Annotated in this window: 11 protein-coding genes; 5 read left to right on the top strand and 6 right to left on the bottom strand. The window is 71.5% G+C overall.

All coding sequences use genetic code 11. The annotated features are described in order from the left end of the window. Position 1: 1 nt before the first annotated feature. The 3 genes from ACRX5S_RS06935 to ACRX5S_RS06925 all read right to left on the bottom strand — a co-directional run bounded on the left by ACRX5S_RS06935 (position 2) and on the right by ACRX5S_RS06925 (position 3,523). Positions 2–748: a succinate dehydrogenase/fumarate reductase iron-sulfur subunit gene (locus ACRX5S_RS06935; protein ID WP_436771883.1), complete on the bottom strand. Its 747-nt coding sequence runs from the start codon at positions 746–748 to the stop codon at positions 2–4. Then, positions 745–2,676 carry a fumarate reductase/succinate dehydrogenase flavoprotein subunit gene (locus ACRX5S_RS06930; protein WP_436772229.1) on the bottom strand — a complete coding sequence of 644 codons (1,932 nt, stop codon included), beginning with the start codon at positions 2,674–2,676 and terminating at the stop codon, positions 745–747. The genes ACRX5S_RS06935 and ACRX5S_RS06930 overlap by 4 nt, the downstream gene beginning before the upstream one ends. Before the next feature lie 145 nt (positions 2,677–2,821). Beyond that, a complete protein-coding gene (locus ACRX5S_RS06925) occupies positions 2,822–3,523 on the bottom strand; it encodes a succinate dehydrogenase cytochrome b subunit (RefSeq protein ID WP_436771882.1) in 702 nt (233 codons plus the stop codon). Between the two features lie 91 nt (positions 3,524–3,614). Here ACRX5S_RS06925 and ACRX5S_RS06920 point away from each other — a divergent pair, with 91 nt between their 5' ends. After that, positions 3,615–4,538, top strand: coding sequence for a LysR family transcriptional regulator (locus tag ACRX5S_RS06920; RefSeq protein ID WP_436771881.1), 924 nt, complete (start codon positions 3,615–3,617; stop codon positions 4,536–4,538). On the opposite strand, the gene dnaE is transcribed toward ACRX5S_RS06920, so the two are convergent. Beyond that, on the bottom strand, positions 4,501–8,124 hold the full coding sequence (gene dnaE, locus ACRX5S_RS06915) for a DNA polymerase III subunit alpha (protein WP_436771880.1): 3,624 nt from the start codon (positions 8,122–8,124) through the stop codon (positions 4,501–4,503). The genes ACRX5S_RS06920 and dnaE overlap by 38 nt on opposite strands. A 132-nt stretch (positions 8,125–8,256) precedes the next feature. On the opposite strand from dnaE, the gene ACRX5S_RS06910 reads away from it, so the two are divergent. Then, on the top strand, positions 8,257–9,201 hold the full coding sequence (locus ACRX5S_RS06910) for a LysR family transcriptional regulator (protein WP_436771879.1): 945 nt from the start codon (positions 8,257–8,259) through the stop codon (positions 9,199–9,201). Positions 9,202–9,229: 28 nt separating this feature from the next. Here ACRX5S_RS06910 and ACRX5S_RS06905 read toward each other — a convergent pair whose 3' ends face one another. Beyond that, entirely contained in the window at positions 9,230–9,634 is a 405-nt protein-coding gene (locus ACRX5S_RS06905) for an SHOCT domain-containing protein (RefSeq protein WP_436771878.1), read from the bottom strand. A 292-nt stretch (positions 9,635–9,926) separates the two neighbouring features. On the opposite strand from ACRX5S_RS06905, the gene ACRX5S_RS06900 reads away from it, so the two are divergent. The 3 genes from ACRX5S_RS06900 (at position 9,927) to ACRX5S_RS06890 (ending at position 18,784) form a co-directional block, all read left to right on the top strand. After that, positions 9,927–11,660 carry a SulP family inorganic anion transporter gene (locus ACRX5S_RS06900; protein ID WP_436771877.1) on the top strand — a complete coding sequence of 578 codons (1,734 nt, stop codon included), beginning with the start codon at positions 9,927–9,929 and terminating at the stop codon, positions 11,658–11,660. Positions 11,661–11,763: 103 nt separating this feature from the next. Next, a complete protein-coding gene (locus ACRX5S_RS06895) occupies positions 11,764–16,842 on the top strand; it encodes a DUF5979 domain-containing protein (protein WP_436771876.1) in 5,079 nt (1,692 codons plus the stop codon). Between the two features lie 49 nt (positions 16,843–16,891). Continuing rightward, entirely contained in the window at positions 16,892–18,784 is a 1,893-nt protein-coding gene (locus ACRX5S_RS06890; RefSeq protein WP_436771875.1) for an alkyl/aryl-sulfatase, read from the top strand. Between the two features lie 55 nt (positions 18,785–18,839). Here ACRX5S_RS06890 and ACRX5S_RS06885 read toward each other — a convergent pair whose 3' ends face one another. Beyond that, positions 18,840–19,877, bottom strand: coding sequence for a Gfo/Idh/MocA family protein (locus ACRX5S_RS06885; protein ID WP_436771874.1), 1,038 nt, complete (start codon positions 19,875–19,877; stop codon positions 18,840–18,842). Between the last annotated feature and the right edge of the window lie 315 nt (positions 19,878–20,192).

Here is a 20,192-nt window from a genome sequence, read left to right as displayed (position 1 = left end):
CCTACCTCTTGACCTTGCGCGTGGCCCGCAGCCACTCCCTGTTCATCGCGGTGATCGACGGCAGCGGGATGCCCTTCGGGCAAGCCGTCGCGCATTCGCCCGTCAGGGTGCAGCCGCCGAAACCCTCGGCGTCCATCTGCGCCACCATGTCGAGGACGCGCGTCTCCCGCTCCGGCGCACCCTGCGGCAGGACGTTGAGGTGGTTGACCTTCGCCGAGGTGAACAGCGAAGCCGAGCCGTTCGGACAGGCCGCCACGCACGCCCCGCAGCCGATGCACTCCGCGTGCTCGAAGGCGAGGTCGGCGTCCGCCTTCGGCACCGGGGTCGCGTGCGCCTCGGGGGCCGAGCCGGTCGGGGCGGTGACGTAGCCGCCCGCCTGGATGATGCGGTCGAACGCCGAGCGGTCCACCACCAGGTCCCGGACCACCGTGAACGCCGCGGCCCGCCACGGCTCGACGTCGATCGTGTCGCCGTCCCGGAACGACCGCATGTGCAACTGGCAGGTGGTGGTGCGCTCCGGGCCGTGTGCGTCGCCGTTGATGACGAGGCTGCACGCGCCGCAGATGCCCTCGCGGCAGTCGTGGTCGAAGGCCACCGGGTCGTCGCCGCGCAGGATCAGGTCCTCGTTGAGGTCGTCGAGCATTTCGAGGAACGACATGTCCGGGGAGACGCCGTCGACCTGGTAGGTCTGCATCGCGCCGGGGGCGTCGGCGTTCTTCTGCCGCCAGACGCGCAGGGTGAGCTTCATGCGTAGCTCCGCTGGGTGGGGTGGACGTACTCGAAGACGAGGTCTTCCTTGTGCAGGGTCGGCGCGCGCCCGGTCCCGGCGAACTCCCAGGCAGCGGCGTACGCGAACTCCTCGTCCCCGCGGGCGGCCTCCCCGTCGGGGGTCTGCGACTCCTCGCGGAAGTGGCCGCCGCAGGACTCCGCGCGGTGCAGCGCGTCCAGGCACATCAGCTCGGCGAGTTCGAGGTAGTCGACGACGCGGTTCGCCTTCTCCAGGGACTGGTTGAACTCGGCGCCGGTGCCGGGCACCTTGATGCGGCGCCAGAACTCCTCGCGGATCCGCGGGATGCGGCCGAGCGCCTTGCGCAGCCCGGCCTCGTTGCGCGCCATGCCGCAGTGCTCCCACATCAGTTCGCCGATCTCGCGGTGGAAGGAGTCGGGGGTGCGGTCGCCGTCGACGGCGAGGAGGCGGTCCAGCCGGTCCGTCGTCTCGCGCAGCGCGGCGACGGCGGCCGGGTGGTTCTCGTCGGTGCGCCCCGCGTCCGCGGAGTGCCGGGCGTCGTGCGGGGTGCGCGCGAGGTAGTCGTTGACCGAGGCCGGCAGCACGAAGTAGCCGTCGGCGAGCCCCTGCATGAGCGCGGACGCGCCGAGCCGGTTGGCGCCGTGGTCGGAGAAGTTGGCCTCGCCGATCGCGAACAGGCCCGGCACGGTGGTCTGGAGGTCGTAGTCGACCCACAGGCCGCCCATCGTGTAGTGCACCGCGGGGTAGATGCGCATGGGCACCTGGTAGGGGTCCTCGGCGGTGATCCGCTCGTACATCTCGAAGAGGTTCCCGTACTGCTCGGCCACCTTGTCGCGGCCGAGGCGGGCGATCGCGTCGGCGAAGTCGAGGTAGACGCCCTGCCCGCCGGGCCCGACCCCGCGGCCCTCGTCGCACACGTTCTTCGCGGCGCGCGAGGCGATGTCGCGCGGCACGAGGTTCCCGAAGGAGGGGTACATGCGTTCGAGGTAGTAGTCGCGCTCCGCCTCCGGGATCTCCGCCGGCGGACGCCGGTCCCCGTGCGCCTTGGGCACCCAGATGCGGCCGTCGTTGCGCAGCGACTCGCTCATCAGCGTCAGCTTCGACTGGTGGTCGCCGGTGCGCGGGATGCAGGTCGGGTGGATCTGGGTGAAGCACGGGTTGGCGAAGTGCGCGCCGCGCCGGTGGGCCCGCCACACCGCCGTGGCGTTGGAGTTCATGGCGTTGGTCGACAGGTAGAAGACGTTGCCGTAGCCGCCGGACGCGAGGACCACGGCGTCCGCGAGGTGGGTCGTGGTCGCGCCGGTGACCAGGTCCCGCGCGACGATGCCGCGGGCCCGCCCGTCGATGACGACCAGGTCGAGCATCTCGGTGCGCGGGTGCATCTCGACGGTGCCCGCGGCGATCTGCCGGGACAGCGCCTGGTACGCGCCGAGCAGCAGTTGCTGGCCGGTCTGGCCGCGCGCGTAGAAGGTCCGGGAGACCTGGACGCCGCCGAACGACCGCGTGTCGAGCAGGCCGCCGTACTCGCGGGCGAACGGCACGCCCTGGGCGACGCACTGGTCGATGATCTCGACGGAGATCTCCGCGAGGCGGTGGACGTTCGACTCGCGCGCGCGGAAGTCGCCGCCCTTGACGGTGTCGTAGAACAGCCGGTGCACCGAGTCGCCGTCGTTGCGGTAGTTCTTCGCCGCGTTGATGCCGCCCTGCGCGGCGATCGAGTGCGCCCGCCGCGGCGAGTCCTGGTAGCAGAACTGGAGGACGCGGTAGCCCTGTTCGGCGAGCGTGGCGCCGGCCGACGCACCGGCGAGGCCGGTGCCGACGACGATGACGGCGTGCTTGCGCCGGTTGGCGGGGTTGACCAGTTTGGCCTCGAAGCGGCGGCGGCTCCAGCGTTCGGCGACCGGGCCGCCGGGGGCCTTGTCGTCCATGATCTGCGCGCCCACCACGTAGTCGGCGTAGTCGGTGTGGCCGGTCCGGTCGGCGGCGGTGCGGTCGGCGTCGGCGGTGCGGTCGTCGGCGGTCCGGTCGGCGTCGGCGGTGCGGTCGTGGGCGCGAGAGTCGATGGTGCTCATGTCAGTCCACCAGTCCGGTCATGACGGCGACGGGTACGGAGATGAAGCCGATGGTCAGCGTGGCCGCGAGGAGGTTGGCGGTCGTCTTCAGCACGCGGTCGCGGGTGGCGCTGCCGACCCCGAGCGTTTGTGCGGCACTCCAGAATCCGTGCCGGATGTGCAGGCCGACGGCGAGCACCGCCACGATGTAGATGGTGTTGCCGTACCAGGTGGAGAAGGTCGCCACGACGTTCTCGTACGGCCGCCCCGCCTCGGCGTTCTCGTTCACGGTCAGGGTGGTCAGGTCGAGGATGTGCCACACGACGAACAGCGCCACGATGACGCCGCCCCAGCGCATGGTCCGGGTGGCGTAGCTCGCGCGCGGGCGCGGGTGGGCGTACCGCACCGGGCGCGCCTTGAGGTCGCGGCGGCTGAGCTGGTACGCGCACACGGCGTGCAGGACCACCGAGGCGAGCAGCCCGACGCGGACGATCCACAGGCCCCAGTGGCTGTGCAGCACCGGCTCGCCCATGTGCCGCAGCCAGTGCGCATAGCCGTTGAAGTCGCCGGGACCGAAGAAGATCTTGAGGTTGCCCGCCATGTGGGCCACCAGGTACCCGAGCATGACCAGGCCGGTGGCTGCCATGACCGTCTTCTTGCCGACGGTGGAGTCCCACAGCGTGCGTGCGGTGGGAGGCCGCCGGTCCCTGGTTGCGAGAGCCATGAGCCGAAGGTAGGCCGGTATTCATCAGAGGTCCAAGACATGATTCCGCTTGTCTTGATAGCCCTTGTCTATGGACGAGTACGCTGGAGTCATGCAGTTCCAGCAACTGGCGTACTTCGTCGCCGTCGCCGAGACCCGGCATTTCACCCGGGCCGCGGAGCGTGTGCACGTGTCGCAGCCCTCGCTCTCCCAGCAGATCCGGGCGCTGGAGACCGAGCTCGGCGCCGAGCTGTTCAGCCGGGCGCGCGGCAACATCGCGCTCACCGAGGCCGGTGAAGCCCTGCTGCCGCTCGCGCAGCGCATCCTCGCGGACGCCGACACCGCCCGCCTGGAGGTGCAGGAGCTCGCCCGGCTCCGCCGCGGGCGGGTGCGCCTCGGGGCCACCCCGAGCCTGTGCACCGGGCTGCTGCCGGACATCCTGCGCACCTTCCACGACATGCACCCGGGCATCCAGCTGCTCATCGAGGAGAGCGGTTCGCACGGCCTGGTCCGCGAACTGGCCCGCGGCGCGCTGGACCTCGCCCTCGTGGTCCTGCCGCTGCCGCGCCCCTCGCCGGTGCTCAGCACGGTGGAACTGCTGCGCGAGGACCTGGTGGTGGTCTCGTCGGCCGCCGGTCCCGCCCCCGGCCACGGCGGCACGGTCGCCGTCGCAGACCTGCGCGACGAGCCGCTGGTGATGTTCCGGCACGGCTACGACCTGCGCGAACTCACCGTCGCCGCATGCCGTGCCGTCGGATTCGAGCCGTCCTTCGCGGTCGAGGGCGGCGAGATGGACGCGGTGCTCGGCTTCGTCCGGGCGGGTCTCGGCGTCGCCGTCGTCCCGAGCATGGTCGCCTCGCGCGCCGGACGGGACCTGCGGGTCACGCCCTTCGCGCCGCGGAGCCGCATGCAGCGCACCGTCGCGCTGGCCCACCGCGCCGACGTCGCCCCGTCCCGGGCGGCCCGGGAGTTCCAGAAGGTGCTGCTCGCCTCCGACCTCAGACCTGCCATGCCTCCGCCCCCAACAGCGCCTTGATCTCCGAGGCGAACGCCGTGGTGTTGGCGACCGCCGGGGCCAGCCGCATCAGTGTGGTGCCGCCGCCGCGGTTCGTCAGGCGCAGGCGCACCTCGGTGTCGCCGGGGTGGCCCAGCAGGACCGCCTTGAGGCGGGCCACCAGGTCGGGTGTGACGCGGCGTTCGTGCAGCGCGAGCACGACCGGCGGGTGGCCGCCGCGCGCCGCTGCGGAGATGTCGAGCGGGGTGAGGGTTTCGCCGAAGACCGAGACGGTACCGTCGCGTTCGTTGACGCGGCCGCGGACCGCGACGGCGTTGTCCTCGACGAACTCCGGCGCGTACAACGCGTAGCTCTTCGGGAAGAAGAGCACCTCGACCGATGCGTCGTGGTCGGCGAGCGTGAGGATCGCCCACGGGTTCCCGGCCTTGTTGACACGGCGGTCGACGGACGTGACCAGGCCGGCGAGTTGGACGAATCCCTCGGAGCGGCCGGAGGCGAGCAGGTCCGCGACCGCCATGTCGCTGTTGCGGGCGAGGATGTGCTCGGCGCCGTCGAGCGGGTGGCCGGAGACGTACATGCCGAGCATCTCCCGTTCCGTGGCGAGGAGTTGCGCACGCGGCCACTCGTCATCGCCGAGGTCCGCGCCGAGGCCGAGACCGACAACGTGCCGCTCGCCGTCGTCACCGCCGGGCGCACCGCCGCTTTCGGGTGTGCCGCCGAAGAGGTCGAACTGCCCGTGTTCCTCCCGCCGTTTGACCCCGATGACGGCGTCGACGGCGGCCTCGTGCACGGCGTTCAGCGCCTTGCGGGTGTGGCCGAGCGAGTCGAACGCCCCGGCCTTGACGAGCGAGTCGACGGCCCGCTTGTTGCAGACGACCACCTCGGCCTTGCCGAGGAAGTCGGCGAAGGACGTGTACTTGCCCCGCTTCCGGCGGCCCCTGATGACCGCCTCGGCGACCGGCACGCCCACGTTGCGCACCGCGGTCAGACCGAACCGCACGTCGTCGCCGACCGCGGTGAACTCGACGTCGGACTCGTTGACATCGGGCGACAGGACCCTGACCCCCATGCGCCTGGCGTCGGCCAGGTAGACGCCCATCTTGTCCTTGTCGTCGCCGACCGAGGTGAGCAGCGCGGCCATGTACTCGGCCGGGTAGTTCGCCTTCAGGTAGGCCGTCCAGTACGACACGAGGCCGTAGCCCGCGGTGTGCGACTTGTTGAACGCGTACCCGGAGAACGGCAGCATGACGTCCCACAGCGCCCGGACCGCCGCTTCGGAGAAGCCGTTCGCCCGCATGCCGCCGCTGAACTTCTCCCATTCCGCGGCCAGCACCTCCGGCTTCTTCTTGCCCATCGCGCGGCGCAGCATGTCCGCCCCACCGAGCGTGTACCCGGCCAACTGCCGGGCGATCGCTATGATCTGCTCCTGGTAGACCAGCAAGTGGTGGGTGGATCCCAGGATCGGTTCGAGCGCGTCGCGCAACTCCGGGTGGATGGGCGCCGGTTCCTGCTTGCCGTTCTGCCGCAGCGCGTAGTTGGTGTGCGCGTTGGCGGCCATCGGGCCGGGCCGGTAGAGGGCGTTCGCGGCGGCGATGTCCTCGAACCGGGTGGGTTCCATCAGCTTGAGCAGGGCGCGCATGCCGCCGCTGTCTAGCTGGAACACGCCGAGGGTCCTGCCGTCGGCGAGCAGGCGGTACGTCCGGGCGTCGTCCAGGGGGATCACGCGCGTGCCGGGGTCGGGCACCGGCGGCGCCACGGTGGCCAGGCGCACGCCGCGGTTCTCCCGGATGTTGCCGATGGCCTGGTCGATGACGCCGAGGTTGCGCAGCCCCAGGAAGTCCATCTTGACCAGCCCCATCGCCTCGCACGAGGGGTAGTCGAAGCCGGTGATCCGCGCCCCGTCCGAGGCGCGCATGTGCAGTGGGATGCGGTCGGTGAGCCGGGTCTTGGACAGCACGACGGCGGCGGCGTGCACCCCGGTCCCGCGGGTCAGCCCCTCCACACCGCGGGCGGTGTCGACCACCCTGCGCACGTCGGGGTCGGCGTCGTACAGCCGCCGGATCTCCGCGGCCTCCGCGTGGCGCGGGTGGGCGGGGTCGAAGACGGCGTCCAGCGGGGCGGACTTGCCGTTCTGGTCGGGCGGCAGCGCCTTGGTGATGCGCTCGCCGTGCGCGTACGGGTAGCCCAGCACGCGAGCCGAGTCCTTGATCGCGTTCTTGGCCTTGATCCGGCCGAACGTGTTGACCAGCGCGGTGTATTCGTCGCCGTACTTCTCGGTGACGTAGCGGACCATGCGGTCGCGCTTGCGGTCGTCGAAGTCGAGGTCGACGTCCGGCGGGTTGATGCGCTCCGGGTTCAGGAAGCGCTCGAACAGCAGGCCGTGCTCCAGCGGGCACAGCTCGGTGATGCGCGTGGCGTAGGCGACGATCGAGCCGGTGGCCGAGCCGCGGCCGGGGCCGACCGGGATGCCGTTCTCCCGGGCGTGCCGGCAGATGTCCGCGACGACCAGGAAGTACGCGCTGAAGCCCATCGGGCCGATGACCGCCATCTCGGTCTCGAAGCGGTCCAGGACGTGCCGGGGCAGCGGGTCGCCGTAACGCATCAGGAGGCCCCGGATCGCCTCGGCGCGCAGCCACGACTCCTGCGTCTCGCCCGCGGGGACGTCGGGGAACAGCGGCATCTCGTCGACGTGGTCGAAGACTTCGTCGTACGGCCCGACGCGCTCGGCGATCAGCAGCGTGTTGTCGCACGCCTGTGGCAGGTCGGCGAACAGCTCACGCATCTGCGGCGCGGTCTTGAGGTAGTAGCCGGACCCGTCGAAGCGGAAGCGTTTCGGATCGTCCTTGTTCTTGCCCACGCCGATGCACAGCAGGTTGTCGTGGGCGTCGGCCTGGTCCTCGGTGACGTAATGCGCGTCGTTGGTGGCCAGCAGGGGCAGGTCCAGGTCCCGGGCGAGGCGGAGCAGGCCGTCCCGGACGGCGCGCTCGATCTCCAGGCCGTGGTCCATGAGTTCGAGGAAGTAGTTGTCCGGGCCGAAGATGTCGCGGTACGCCGCCGCGGCCGCCCTCGCCTCGTCGTACTGGCCCAGCCGCAGCCGGGTCTGCACCTCGCCGGACGGGCAGCCCGTGGTGGCGATGACGCCTTCCGGGCACTCGGCGATCAGCTCGCGGTCCATGCGCGGCTTCCCGGCCGGGAACTGCCCTTCGTAGCTGGCCCGGGTGGCGAGCCGGAAGAGGTTCCGCAGGCCGCGCGCGTCGTGTGCCCACATGGTCATGTGGGTGAAGCGGCCGCCGCCGGAGACGTCCTTGGACCCCTCGCCGTCGTCGCCCACCGCGCGGCGCCCGCCGGGCCCCCAGAACTCCCGGGTGCGGGAGAGACGGGAGGACGGGGCCACGTACGCCTCGATCCCGATGACCGGCTTGACGTCGGGGAAGTCCCGGGCGACGCGGAAGAACTCGTACGCGCCGAACATGTTGCCGTGGTCGCTCATCGCGATGGCCGGCATGCCCTGCCGGGCCACCTCGGCGAACATCGGCGCGAGGCGCTGGGCGCCGTCCAGCATCGAGTACTCGGTGTGGTTGTGCAGATGGACGAACGAATCGGGCACGGCGTCATCTCCGGAAGGCGACCGCTCAACCAAGCGTTGACTCGTGCCATCAAAACCGGCCGCAAATCCCGGAATCAAACAACCGAAAGACCGCCATCTGACAACCTTTGGTTGTGCCTCTACGCTGTCGGCGTGGATCTCTCAGCCGTGCGCACCTTCGTCGCCGCCGCGGACGCGGGGCAGTTCCAGGAGGCCGCCGCCGTCCTCGCGGTCACCCAGCAGGCCGTCTCCAAGCGCATCGCCGCCCTTGAGGACGACCTCGGGGTCCGGCTGTTCACCCGCACGCCGCGCGGCGCCCGGCTCACCGTCGACGGGCAGGCCTTCCTGCCGCACGCCCGCGCCCTGCTGCTGGCCGAGGAGCGCGCCGCGGCGTCGGTACGCCCGGGCAGTCGCCCGCTGCGCGTCGACGTGATCGGCCGCCGGACCGCGGTCGCCGGGCTGCTGCGCGAGTTCCACCGCACCCACCCCGCGGTCGCACTCGACGTCGTGACGCTCTTCCACGTCGACGAGGCGGTCGAGGCGCTGCGCTCCGGCGCCATCGACGCGACCTTCCGGGCGGTCGCCGCCCCCGGGTGCCGCCTGCCCGACGACGTCGCGGCCATGCCCGTCCTCGACGAGCCGCTGCAACTGATCACCGGTCCCGCGCACGAGTTCGCGGGTGCCCGCGTCGTGGCACCCGCGCAGCTCGCCGGGCACCGCATCTGGATCCCGGGTGCGGTGCCGGGCACCGAGTGGACCGCCTACTACGACGAACTCGCCGCCACCTTCGGGCTGTCCATCGACGCCATCGGCCCCGACTTCGGGGTGGAGAGCCTGCTCGACACGGTCGCGGACTCCCCGGTGGTGGCCACCCTGCTCAGCGACCGGACGCCGCTGGTGTGGCCCGCCGGGTACGACCTGCGGCGCATCCCGCTGCGCGACCCGAGCCCGGTGTACCCGCACTTCCTGCTGTGGCACACCGCCAACCGCCACCCCGGCCTGGCCGCACTGCGGGCGCATCTGGAGGCCACCCGGCCGCACCTCGTCGAGGGCGAGGCGTGGAAGCCGACCTGGGCGAGGGCGGCGGAGCGGCGGTAGGCGTACGCCCTCGCCGCCCCGCGCGCGGTCAGGCCAGCAGCTTGGTCTTCGCCGCCTGGAACTCCTCCTCGGACAGCGTGCCGTTGGCGCGCAGTTCGGCGAGCTTGGACAGTTCGTCGGCGGACCAGGTGACGGTCGGCCGGCTGTCGCTCCCGGCCGCCTGGCGGATGTACTCCTGCATCGCGGCATCGGCCCGCTTCGCCTGGGCCGCGTCGCGTTCGCCCATGCCCCGGCCGCGGACGATGACGTACGCCAGGACGCCCGCGAAAGGCAGCACGATCACGCCGATGATCCAGGCGGCCTTGCCCCAGCCGCCCAGGTCGTCGCTGCGGAAGATGTCCGAGACGATCCGGAAGAGCAGGAAGAACCACATGATCCAGAGGAAGAAGATCAGCATGGTCCAGAACAGGTTGAGCAGCGGGTAGTCGTCCACGGGCATTCCTTCGCGCCGCCCTCCCGGTGTGGGAGGGAATGAAGCGGAGCAAAAACAGACAATTACTAGAATTGTCCTATTTATTCGTCAGTCAAACGCCCGCACCGGATCGCGGCATGCCGCCCGAAGGGCGAGATCCCCACGGCCCGCCTGCGCGGCGGCCGTGCGCGGCGTCGCGGTTGTTTGGACCGCCCCGTTTCGGGGTTGATTCCCAGGCGGTGTCACGGAGACGTCCGATGGGAGCGCCGTCGGCGGCCCGTCGCCCCGAACGGTCTGCCGAAGGGAAGTGCGGATGGCGGAGGGCGGGTCCGCCCCGGCCGTGCGGCGGTCGTGGCCGGTCGCGGACTGGCTGCGGACGTACCGCCGGGACCGGTTCGGCCCCGACGCGGTCGGCGCGCTGACCGCGTGGGCGCTGATCGTGCCCGAGTGCGTGGCGTACGCGCAGATCGCCGGGGTGCCGCCGCAGAACGCGTTCTACGGGGCGCCGGTCGCGCTGCTGGCGTACGTGCTGTTCGGGACGTCGCGCTTCCTCGTCGTCGGGGCGACCTCGGCCGCGGCGGTGCTGTCCGCGGCCACGGTCGCGGACGTCTCCGGGGACCCGCGGCTCGCCGTGGCGCTGTCCGCGGCGCTGGCGATGCTGGCCGGTGCGGTGCTGGTGGTAGCGGGCCTGGCCAAGCTCGGGTTCCTGGCGAACTTCCTGTCCGAACCGGCGCTCCTGGGCTTCCTGTTCGGCATGGCGCTGACCATCATCGTCCGGCAGTGCGGCAAGATCCTCGGCGTCTCCGGCGGGGAGGGCGACTTCTTCGAGCGCGCCTGGACGCTGCTCCGCCACGCCGGGGACTGGCACGGGCCGACGATCGCGGTCGGTGCCGCGGCGCTGGCCGCCCTGCTCCTGCTGGAGCGGTGGCTGCCCAAGCTGCCGGCGTCCCTGGTCGTGCTCGCCGCCGGGATCGCGGTGTCGGCCGCCGTCGACCTGGACGACCACGGCGTCGACATCGTCGGCAAGATCCCGCGCGCGGTCCCGGTGCCGGCGTGGCCGGACATCTCGGCCGCGGACTGGCTCGCCCTGCTGGCCGGGGCGTTCGGCCTGGCGCTCGTGGTGTTCGCGGAGAGCTATTCGATCGCCGGACGGTTCGCGCGCGAGCACGGCGACGAGGTGGACGCCGACCGCGAGATGGCGGCCATGGGTGCGGCCAACATCGCCGCCGGGCTGTTCAAGGGCTTCGCGGTCTCCGGCAGCGCGTCCCGCTCGGCGGCCGCGGAGGCCTCCGGCGGCTCCAGCCCGATGGTGTCCGCGGTCGCGGCCGTCCTCGTCCTGGTCACCGGCGCGTTCCTGACCCCGGTGTTCACCGATCTGCCCGAACCGGTCCTCGGCGCCATCGTCGTCGTCGCGGTGCGCGGCTTCCTGCGGGTCGCCGAGATGCGCCGCTACTGGCGCCGCGACAAGCCGAACTTCGCAGTCGCGGCCACGGCCCTGCTCGGCGTCCTGGTCTTCGACCTGCTGCCCGGCCTGCTGATCGCGGTCGGCCTGTCGCTGGTCCTGTTCATCGCGCACGCCTCCCGCCCCCGCACCGCCGTGCTCGGCCGCATCCCCGGCACCGACCGGTTCGGCGACGTGGCCGACCAGCCGGGGGCCACGACCGTGCCGGGCCTTCTGCTGGTACGCCCGGACGGGCCGCTCTACTTCGGCAACGTCGCCCGCCTCAAACTCGCCGTCCACGACCTCGTCGCGGCGGCCGACCCGGCACCCGAGCGCGTCGTGCTCAACCTGGTGTCCGACTTCCGCCTCGGCATCCCGGTCCTGGACACGCTGGACGAACTGCGGCTCGAACTGGCCCGCAAGCACTGCGCGTTGCACCTCGCGCACGTGCACCCGGAGGTCCGGCCCGCGCTCGACGACAGCGCCGTCGGCCGGGCACTCGGACCCGCGGGCGTGCACGATTCGGTCGGCGACGCAGTGCGCGCCTACCAGCGGGACAGCACGGCAGGTGACGGCACCGGCCCTTCGGGCCGCGCGGACGGGTGAAGCCCGGCAGCCGACGGCCCGCACGGCGTGGCGCGTCCTCTGTGAACATATTTGCGCCTTAGCTTTTGATCCGATTTGTCATTCAATGATGAGGATCAGGCTCATGCGCTTGCCGGGATACCGAGGCTCACGGTCACGCAGGGGAATCGCGGCCGCGCTCATCCTGGTCCTGGGACTGCTGGCGGCGCCGCTCGCCCCGGCGTCGGCCGCCGAGGACCCGCGCAGCAGCGTCGGCCTCACCAAGACGAACGACACCGGCGGCCAACCGCTCAAGCCCGGCGACGCGTTCATCTACACCCTCAGCGGGCAGTGCTCCGGGCTGACGGTGGACTGCGTGGACCTCACGGTCACCGACACGCTGCCCGAGGGGCTGGAGGTGACGAGCCTCCCGAAGAGCACCTCGATCCGGGACGTCACTTACGACGAGGCGACGCGCAAGCTCACCATCGTCTACAAGGAACCGCTCCAGAACCCCGCCGGGAAGACCGGCGTGCGGGCGGGCCAGGCGGCGAGCGTCGAGATCGGCATGCGGGTGCCCGCCGACACGCAGCTCGCCGACGGCACGGTCCTGACCAACTCGGCGACGGTGAGCGCGGACAACGCGGACCCGGTGACCGACTCCACCGACGTGACCGTGACCATCCCGCGCGTCGTGAAGCCGGTGGCGACCAAGACCTGGCAGGACGGCTCGGCGGTCGCGGGCTCGGGGGAGGAGAGCACGCTGACCCTGGGCGTACGCAACAACTCCTCCTCGTCGGCGCAGGTCGGCGAACTGACCATCGGCGAGACGAACCAACAGACCTTCGAGTACTTCGACTTCGTCTCGGCGAACGTCACCGCCTTCCCGGCCGGCGCCGACCGGGCGCGCCTGGTGGTCACCACCGCGGACGGCACCACGCGCACCGGCGTGCCGATCTCCTCGCCCGGTCCGCTGCCGCTGCCCGCCCCGGTCGAACCCGGCCAGGTCGTCGGCTTCCAGATCGTCTTCACCAACAGCAACGGCGACCCGCTCCCGTACGACCCGAACGGCGGCTCGGTCGACGTCGAGCTGAAGCTGCGCGACACCACGCGGTCGGACGACCGGCCGCTGCGGCCCACCGACAAGATCACCGTGAGCAACTGCGCCACGCCGTCGGCCAAGGACCCCGTCGCCGGCGCGGTGAACGGCACCGCGGCGTGCGCGCCGTACGACATCCTGCCCGACACGCTGGTGCTCACCACCGACAAGAAGTTCTTCCCGGACACCAACGGCGACTTCACACAGCAGAGCGGCGAACATGCGGTCGTGGGGGAGAACTCGCCGGTCAGCGGCCTGGTCGACGTCACCAACAACTCGCCGTTCCCGGTCAGGAACATCACCGTCACCGAGCCCGCCCCCGGCGAGCCCAACGACCTGGACAAGGTCGACGTCGAGAAGGTGCGGCTGCGCTTCCCCGCGGGCGCCACCGGGGCGAAGCTGACCGTCACGTACGCGGACGGCACCAGCACCACGACGGACTACACCTCCGACACCACCGTCGACGTCGCCAAGGCCGGGACCACCGTCACCAAGGTCGAGGTCGTGTACACCGGCGTCGACGACAGCGGCAACCCGACGATCCAGCCGGGCGCCGACGCGGGCCTCGACATCCACGGCACCCTGGTCGACGGCGTGACTGCGGGCGCCCTCACCAACTGCGCGCGCTTCACCGGCGACGCGGGCCGCACCGACGGCAGCGGCACCGCGACCGGGCACGTCTGCAAGGACCTGGTGGTCGAGAACCCCAACACCTCGGGCGGCGGCGACAAGTCCACCGACCAGACCGACATCCCGGTCGGCCAGCCGATCCCGATGCACCTGGTGATCACCAACAACGGCAACACCCCGCTGGTGAACCCGGTGCTGACCGACCCGCCCGCAAAGCCGGACGGCACGCCGGACTTCGCACAGGGCACGCCGTTCGCGTACCTGAAGATCGACTCGATCACGCTGGACCCGTCGTCCACCCCGGCCACGATCCAGGTCTGGGACCCGACCGCGGGCGGCGGAAGCGGCGCGTGGGTGGCCTACGACGCCGCCGACACCGCGCTGCTCGACCGGGCGACCGCCATCCGCGTCGCCTACCAGGGCGAACTGCCGCCCGAGGGACGGTTCACCGTCAACGTCGTCGCCGAGCGGCGGCCCGGCACGCCGGACGGCGTGACCTTCTCCAACTGCTTCGCCATCACCGCCGACGGCGGTTACACCGGCACGCCGAACTGCTCGGCGTCGATGTCCACCGGTCCGGCCGCGGACTCCGCCTCGCTCAACAAGTCCATCAGCCCCGGCCAACTCCCGCGGTACGTACCGGGCCTGCCCCGGCAGCACGCCGACGTCGGCCTCACGATCCTCAACACCGGCAACATGTCCGCGAAGTTCCTGGAGATGACCGACCGGGACGAGGACTTCTTCGACGCGGTCGACCTGGTCTCGATCAAGTCCAACCAGATGCCGGCGGGCGCCGACCGCGTGCGCATCGACGCGTACGTCAACGGCGCCTGGGTGGACGGCACCCCGTCCGCCTCGGCGGCGCTGCCCGCGGGGGTGAACGCCGCCGACGTCACCGGCATCCGCGCGACGTACTCCTCGACCAGCACGTTCAACGACGGCTACACCATCACGCCCTGCGCCGGGAACAGTTGCGCCGGCATCCTGCACCTCGACGTCAGCCCGCGCCCCGCGCTGCGCGGCACCGGCGGGCCGGTGCCCGCGCACTTGGAGGACACCGTCGGCGGACGGTTCCTCACCAAGCTGGAGGACCCGAGCCGTCCGGCGGTCATCGCGCCGGTCACCGCAACGCTCGACCTGGTGAAGGGCTCACCCGGGCTGGCCGTGTCGAAGACCCCGGACACCGTGCTCGCCCCCGGCGAGGACGCGCCGTTCTACCTCAAGGTGGCCAACACCGGCACCGCCGACATCCCGAACCTGGTGGTCAAGGACGCGCTGCCGCCCGGCATCGCCTTCCTCGCCTCCTTCCAGGGCGACAACGGCATGCCGTACCGGATCGTCGACGCCCAGGTGCCGGACGGCACCCCGCCGGTGCCCGCCCCGGTCTTCACCACGACCAACGACGGCAGTCGGATCAGCGGGCTCACCTGGGACTTCTCCAAGGACGCCGGGGGCGACGCGTGGGTGCTCGCGCCCGGAGCCACCTTCACCATCGAAATCCACGTCACGCTTGAAGCGGGCATCAACGCCGGTGACGTCGTCACCAACACCATGGGGGCCACGTCCACCGACCCGGACTTCGCGTGCGACGGCGCCGCGCAGGACGACGGGCCGTTCGGGCCCGGCCGCTACTGCGTGGACGACGCCACGCTGACCGCGAAGGCGGGCGCCGCGTTCACCGCCCGCAAATGGGTGTCCGGCAACGACAGCCTGGGCTGGTACAACGTGCTGACCGGCAAGACCGTCGCGGTCGGCGACACCGCGTGCCTCTCGGCCGCCGACGGCACCGGGCGCCGCTACACGACGGCCCCGTGCGTCGCCCTGGTCAACCCGGGCGACCGCTACCACTACCTGATGCGCATTCAGAATGCCGGAACCGAGGCCGGCACCGCGATGCGCATCGTGGACCGGCTGCCCGTGCAGGGCGACAAGGGCGTGCTCCTCGACCAGAACCGCGGCACCGCGTGGGACAAGCGCCCGACGCTGGCCACGCCGCCGGTGCTCACCGGTCCGGGCACGATGAGCACGGCGTACGAGAACACCGAGCCGCTGTGCACCGACGACCTGAACATGGGCGGCGCGGGCTCGAACGCCCCGCAGTGCCCGGCCTCCACCTGGAACGACGCCTTCGGCCCGGATGCGGCCGGGCTGCGGCTGATGCTGAGCTTCAGCCCGAGCCTGGCTCCCGGTGGCACCGTGGACGTCACGTACGCGATGGACACGCCGCTCGACGTCGCGCACAACGGCGACCCGACGATCGCGTGGAACTCCTTCGCGCACAACGAGACCACCGACCGCGCCGGGACGCCGCGCGTGCTCCAGCCGAACGAGCCGATCCAGGTCGGTGTGGCGCTGGCGTACGGCAGCCTCAAGCTGGTCAAGGCGTTCGGGTCGGTGCCCGACGTGCTCGCGGACGGGCTGCGGAACGTGCCCTTCCCGTTCCACGTGACCTGCACGATCCGGCCGCAGGGTAACCCCGAGCGGACCGTCCTCGACGCGGACTACCGGGTCACCGCGAACAAGCCGGTCACGATCGACGGCCTGCCCGCGGGTGCGGTCTGCAAGGTCTGGGAGACCGCCGCACACGGCGGCAGCGCCGACCACACCGCGGCCGATCCGGCCGTGGTGACGATCAAGGCGGGGCTCGGCGCGGTCGCGGTCGAGACGGCGACGGTGACCAACAACTTCGAGTTCGGTGCGCTGGAGCTGGTCAAGAAGCTCGACGGCGAGGGCGCGGCGTTCGCCGCCGACCGGGCGTTCCGGGTCAGGGTGTCCTGCGCCCTGCCGGACGCCGCGGGCAAGCCGACGCACCACGTGCTGAACCGGACGTACGAGGTCACCGCCGCGGAACCGGTGGTGATCCGGCCGCTGCCGGTGAACGCGCGGTGCTGGGCCGAGGAGGTCGACACCGGCAGCGCGGCCGAGGCGGTCGTCGACCACGGGTCGGCGGACGACCCCGTGGTGATCACCGCGGGCGACACCGGGACCATCACCGTCACCAACACGTTCCCGGCGGCCGAACTCGTGATCACCAAGCACGTGGTGAACGGCGGGGCCGGGCCGTACGGCTTCACGCTGGTCTGCACGACCGCCTACGGCGCGGTGCCGCTCCCGGCCGCCGACCGCGCGTTCGCGCTGAAGGACGGCGAGTCGCGCACCGTCGCGGTGCCGGAGGGCGCGGTGTGCACGGTGACCGAGCAGGACGTCCCCGACGGTGACACCGTCACCTACCGCGCGTCGACCGGGAACACGGACGGCGCGGTCACCGTGCGCGGCAAGGCGTCGGTCGACGTGACCAACACCTTTGTGGTCCCGCCGAGTCCGCGGCCGGACGTGAAGCCGGACGTGAAGCCGGACGGCACCGAGCCGGGTGGCGGCCTCCCGATCACCGGCGCGGGCGGCTGGTACCTGCTCCTCTCCGTGGTCGGCGGGCTCGCCCTGGTCGGCGGAACTGCGGCGCTGCTGATCGTGCGCCGACGGCCGGACGAGGTGTAACCGGGATGGCCGTCAGGAAAAATACGACAAAAGGTGCGAATCTCTCATCATGACTTCGACGCCCAAGCAAGCGCAGCCGTCCGTCGCCCGGCAACAGGCGGGCGTACGCGACCGCCTGCCGTTCTCCGACACGCAGGACTTCGAGGACGCCAGGCGCGGCCTGATCGCCCGCCGCGAGCCGAGTGCCGTCACCGGCCAGGACGGTACCGTCGTGTGGGACAACGACACGTACGCGTTCCTCGCGGGGGACGCCCCGGCCACCGTCAATCCGAGCCTGTGGCGCCAGTCCCAACTGGTCGCGGAACAGGGCCTGTTCGAGGTGGTCGAGGGCATCTACCAGGTGCGCGGCTTCGACCTGTCGAACGTCACGTTCGTCGAGGGCGACACCGGCGTGGTCGTCATCGACCCGCTGCTGTGCCAGGAGACCGCCGAGGCCGCCATCGCCCTCTACCGGCAGCACCGCGGCGAGCGGCCGGTCACCGGCGTCGTCTACACCCACTCGCACGTCGACCACTTCGGCGGCGTCAAGGGCGTCACCACGCTGGAGGACGTCGAGGCCGGGCGCGTGCCGGTGCTCGCGCCTGTCGGCTTCCTCGAACACGCGGTGTCCGAGAACGTGTACGCGGGGACCGCGATGGGCCGGCGCGCCGCGTACATGTACGGCGCGGCCCTCGCACGCGGGCCGGAGGGCCAGGTCGGCGCCGGCCTGGGCCAGACCACCTCCACCGGCACCATCACCCTCATCACCCCCACGCTGGACGTCACCACGACCGGCCAGGAGGAGGTGGTCGACGGCGTCCGCATGGTCTTCCAGATGGCCCCGGACACCGAGGCGCCCGCGGAAATGCTCATCCATTTCCCGGACTTCCGCGCCCTGTGCACCGCCGAGGACGCCACGCACACGCTGCACAACCTGCTCACGCTGCGCGGCGCGGTGGTCCGCGACCCGCACGGCTGGGCCAAGTACCTCACCGAGGCGATCGACCTGTTCGGCGACAAGACCGACGTCGCGTTCGCCTCGCACCACTGGCCCACCTGGGGCCGCGAACGCGTCGTGCACTTCCTCGGCATCCAGCGCGACCTGTACGCATACCTGCACGACCAGACCCTGCGCCTGATCAACAAGGGCTGGACGGGCCGCGAGATCGCCGAGGACCTGCAACTTCCGCCCGCGCTGGAGAACGCCTGGAGCACGCACGGCTACTACGGCTCGGTCAGCCACAACCTGAAGGCGATCTACCAGCGCTACATGGGCTGGTTCGACGGCAATCCGGCGAACCTGTGGCAGCACACGCCGGTCGAATCCGGCAGGCGCTACGTCGAGTTCATGGGCGGGGCGGACACGGTCGTGGCGAAGGCACGCGGCTCGTTCGAGGCGGGTGACTTCCGCTGGGTAGCCGAGGTGCTGGGGCACGTCGTGTTCGCGCAGCCCGACCACGCGGAGGCCCGCGCGCTGCTGGCGGACACGTACGAACAGCTCGGCTACGGCGCGGAGAACGGCACCTGGCGCAACTTCTACCTGTCCGGCGCCACCGAACTGCGAGACGGGCCTTTCGGCACGCCGACTGTGACGGCGTCGGCGGACATCGTCGGCCACCTCAGCCCGACGATGCTCTTCGACGCGATCGCCGTGCAGATCGACGGGCCGAAGGCGTGGAACGAATCGCTCAGCATCGACGTCGTGCTCTCCGACACCGGCGACCGCTACCGGCTGCGGCTCTCCAACGGCGCGCTCACCTACAGTGCGGCGCCGCAGAAGGGCGAGGCCGACGTCAGGCTGACGGCCACCGTGAAGTCGCTGCCCGCGCTCGCGCTCGGGAAGCTCACACCGGACGGGCTCGCGGGCGTGGGCATCCAGGTCGAGGGGGACGCCTCCGTCCTCGAAGTCCTCGGGTCCGTGCTCGACCCGGGGGACCAGGACTTCGCCATCGTCACCCCGTAGCAGGGGACTCCGGCCGGGCGGCCCGTTGCCGTCGTGCGGGTCGCCCGACCGGAGTTCAGGTGAAGTCCACCGCGCCCAGGGACTTCCGGGCGTCCTCCAGCAGGCGCAGCACCGCGAGCGTGTCGTCGAGCGGCACGACGGGGGATTCGGTACGCCCCGCGCGGACGAGGTCCCGTACTTCGCGCAGCTCGGCGGCGAGGGCTTCCCGGGGGCCTTCGGCGGTGAACTCCTCGGTCTGCGTGTCGGCTTCGGCCTCGGTGTTCGTGTCGGTGCCCGTGCCGACGTGCACCGACAGCCGACTCGTGGCATGGAACGGCGGGTCGAAGTCGACGCGGCCGAGCGTCCCGGTGATCTGCCCGGCCATCGGCTGGAGGTTGAGCAGCGAGGTCTCCAGCGTCGCCCGTACCCCGCCCGGCCACGACATCGACAGCTCGGCCTCCGCGTCGACGCCCGAGGACGCCAGGGAGCCGGTGACCTCCACCCGCTCGGGCGTGCCGAGGAACAGGTGCGCCAGCGCCACCGGGTAGATGCCGAGGTCGAGCAGCGCGCCGCCGCCCTGCGCCGGATCCCACAGCCGGTGCGCGGGGTCGAAGGGCGCCGGGAAGCCGAAGGAGGCGGTGATCGAGCGGACGTCGCCGATGGTGCCGGAAGCGACGATCTCCCGGGCGCGCCGGATCACCGGGTTGAAGCGCATCCACATGGCCTCCATGAGGAACAACCCGGCCGCGCGAGCTTGTTCGACGATGGCCTCGGCGTCCGCGCAGGTCGCCGCGAGCGGCTTCTCGCACAGCACGGCCTTGCCGGCCGCGAACGCGAGTTCCGCCACGTGGCGGTGCTGCGCGTGGGGCGTCGCGATGTACACGGCGTCCACGGCGGGGTCGTCGACGAGTTCGGCGTAGGAGCCGTACGCCTGCACGGCGCCGGTCCCCGCGCCCGACTCCGTTTCCGCGGCGAACGCGCGGGCGCGTTCCGGATCGCGTGACCCGACCGCCGCGACGCGCATCCCGGGCTCCGCCACGATGACGTCGGCAAGGGTGCGGGCCATCGACCCGGTGGCGGCTATGCCCCACCCGAACTCGCGGTCGTCGTTCATGTGGTCACCTTTCGAGGCGCGGGATCGGGCGGCGCCGGTTCGGACGTCGAGCCGGGTGCCGGGGGCTCGCTCGGTTCGGCCCCGGGCCCTCCGGTTCGGGACGGTCGGTCGACCGGCCGCTCCGAAGTCCCGGTGCACGATGTGCGAGCCGTTGTTCGAGTAGTTGCAGCCACGCAATGTACGCGCTGTCGGTGGGGTAGCCGTGCTCGCGTCGGGTCCGAGCGCCTTCTGCTGATCCGCGGGGATCGAATTCAGCATCCGTGCCGGCCGAACGCCTTCGTCACCAACAGCCACCGTGGCGGTCGTCCGCATGCA

Origin of the sequence: Yinghuangia sp. YIM S09857, assembly GCF_051388915.1 — a bacterium.
Taxonomy (GTDB): Bacteria; Actinomycetota; Actinomycetes; order Streptomycetales; family Streptomycetaceae; genus Yinghuangia.
The sequence above is the reverse complement of the archived record's forward strand: the minus strand, read 5'-3'. Positions and strand labels throughout refer to the sequence as shown.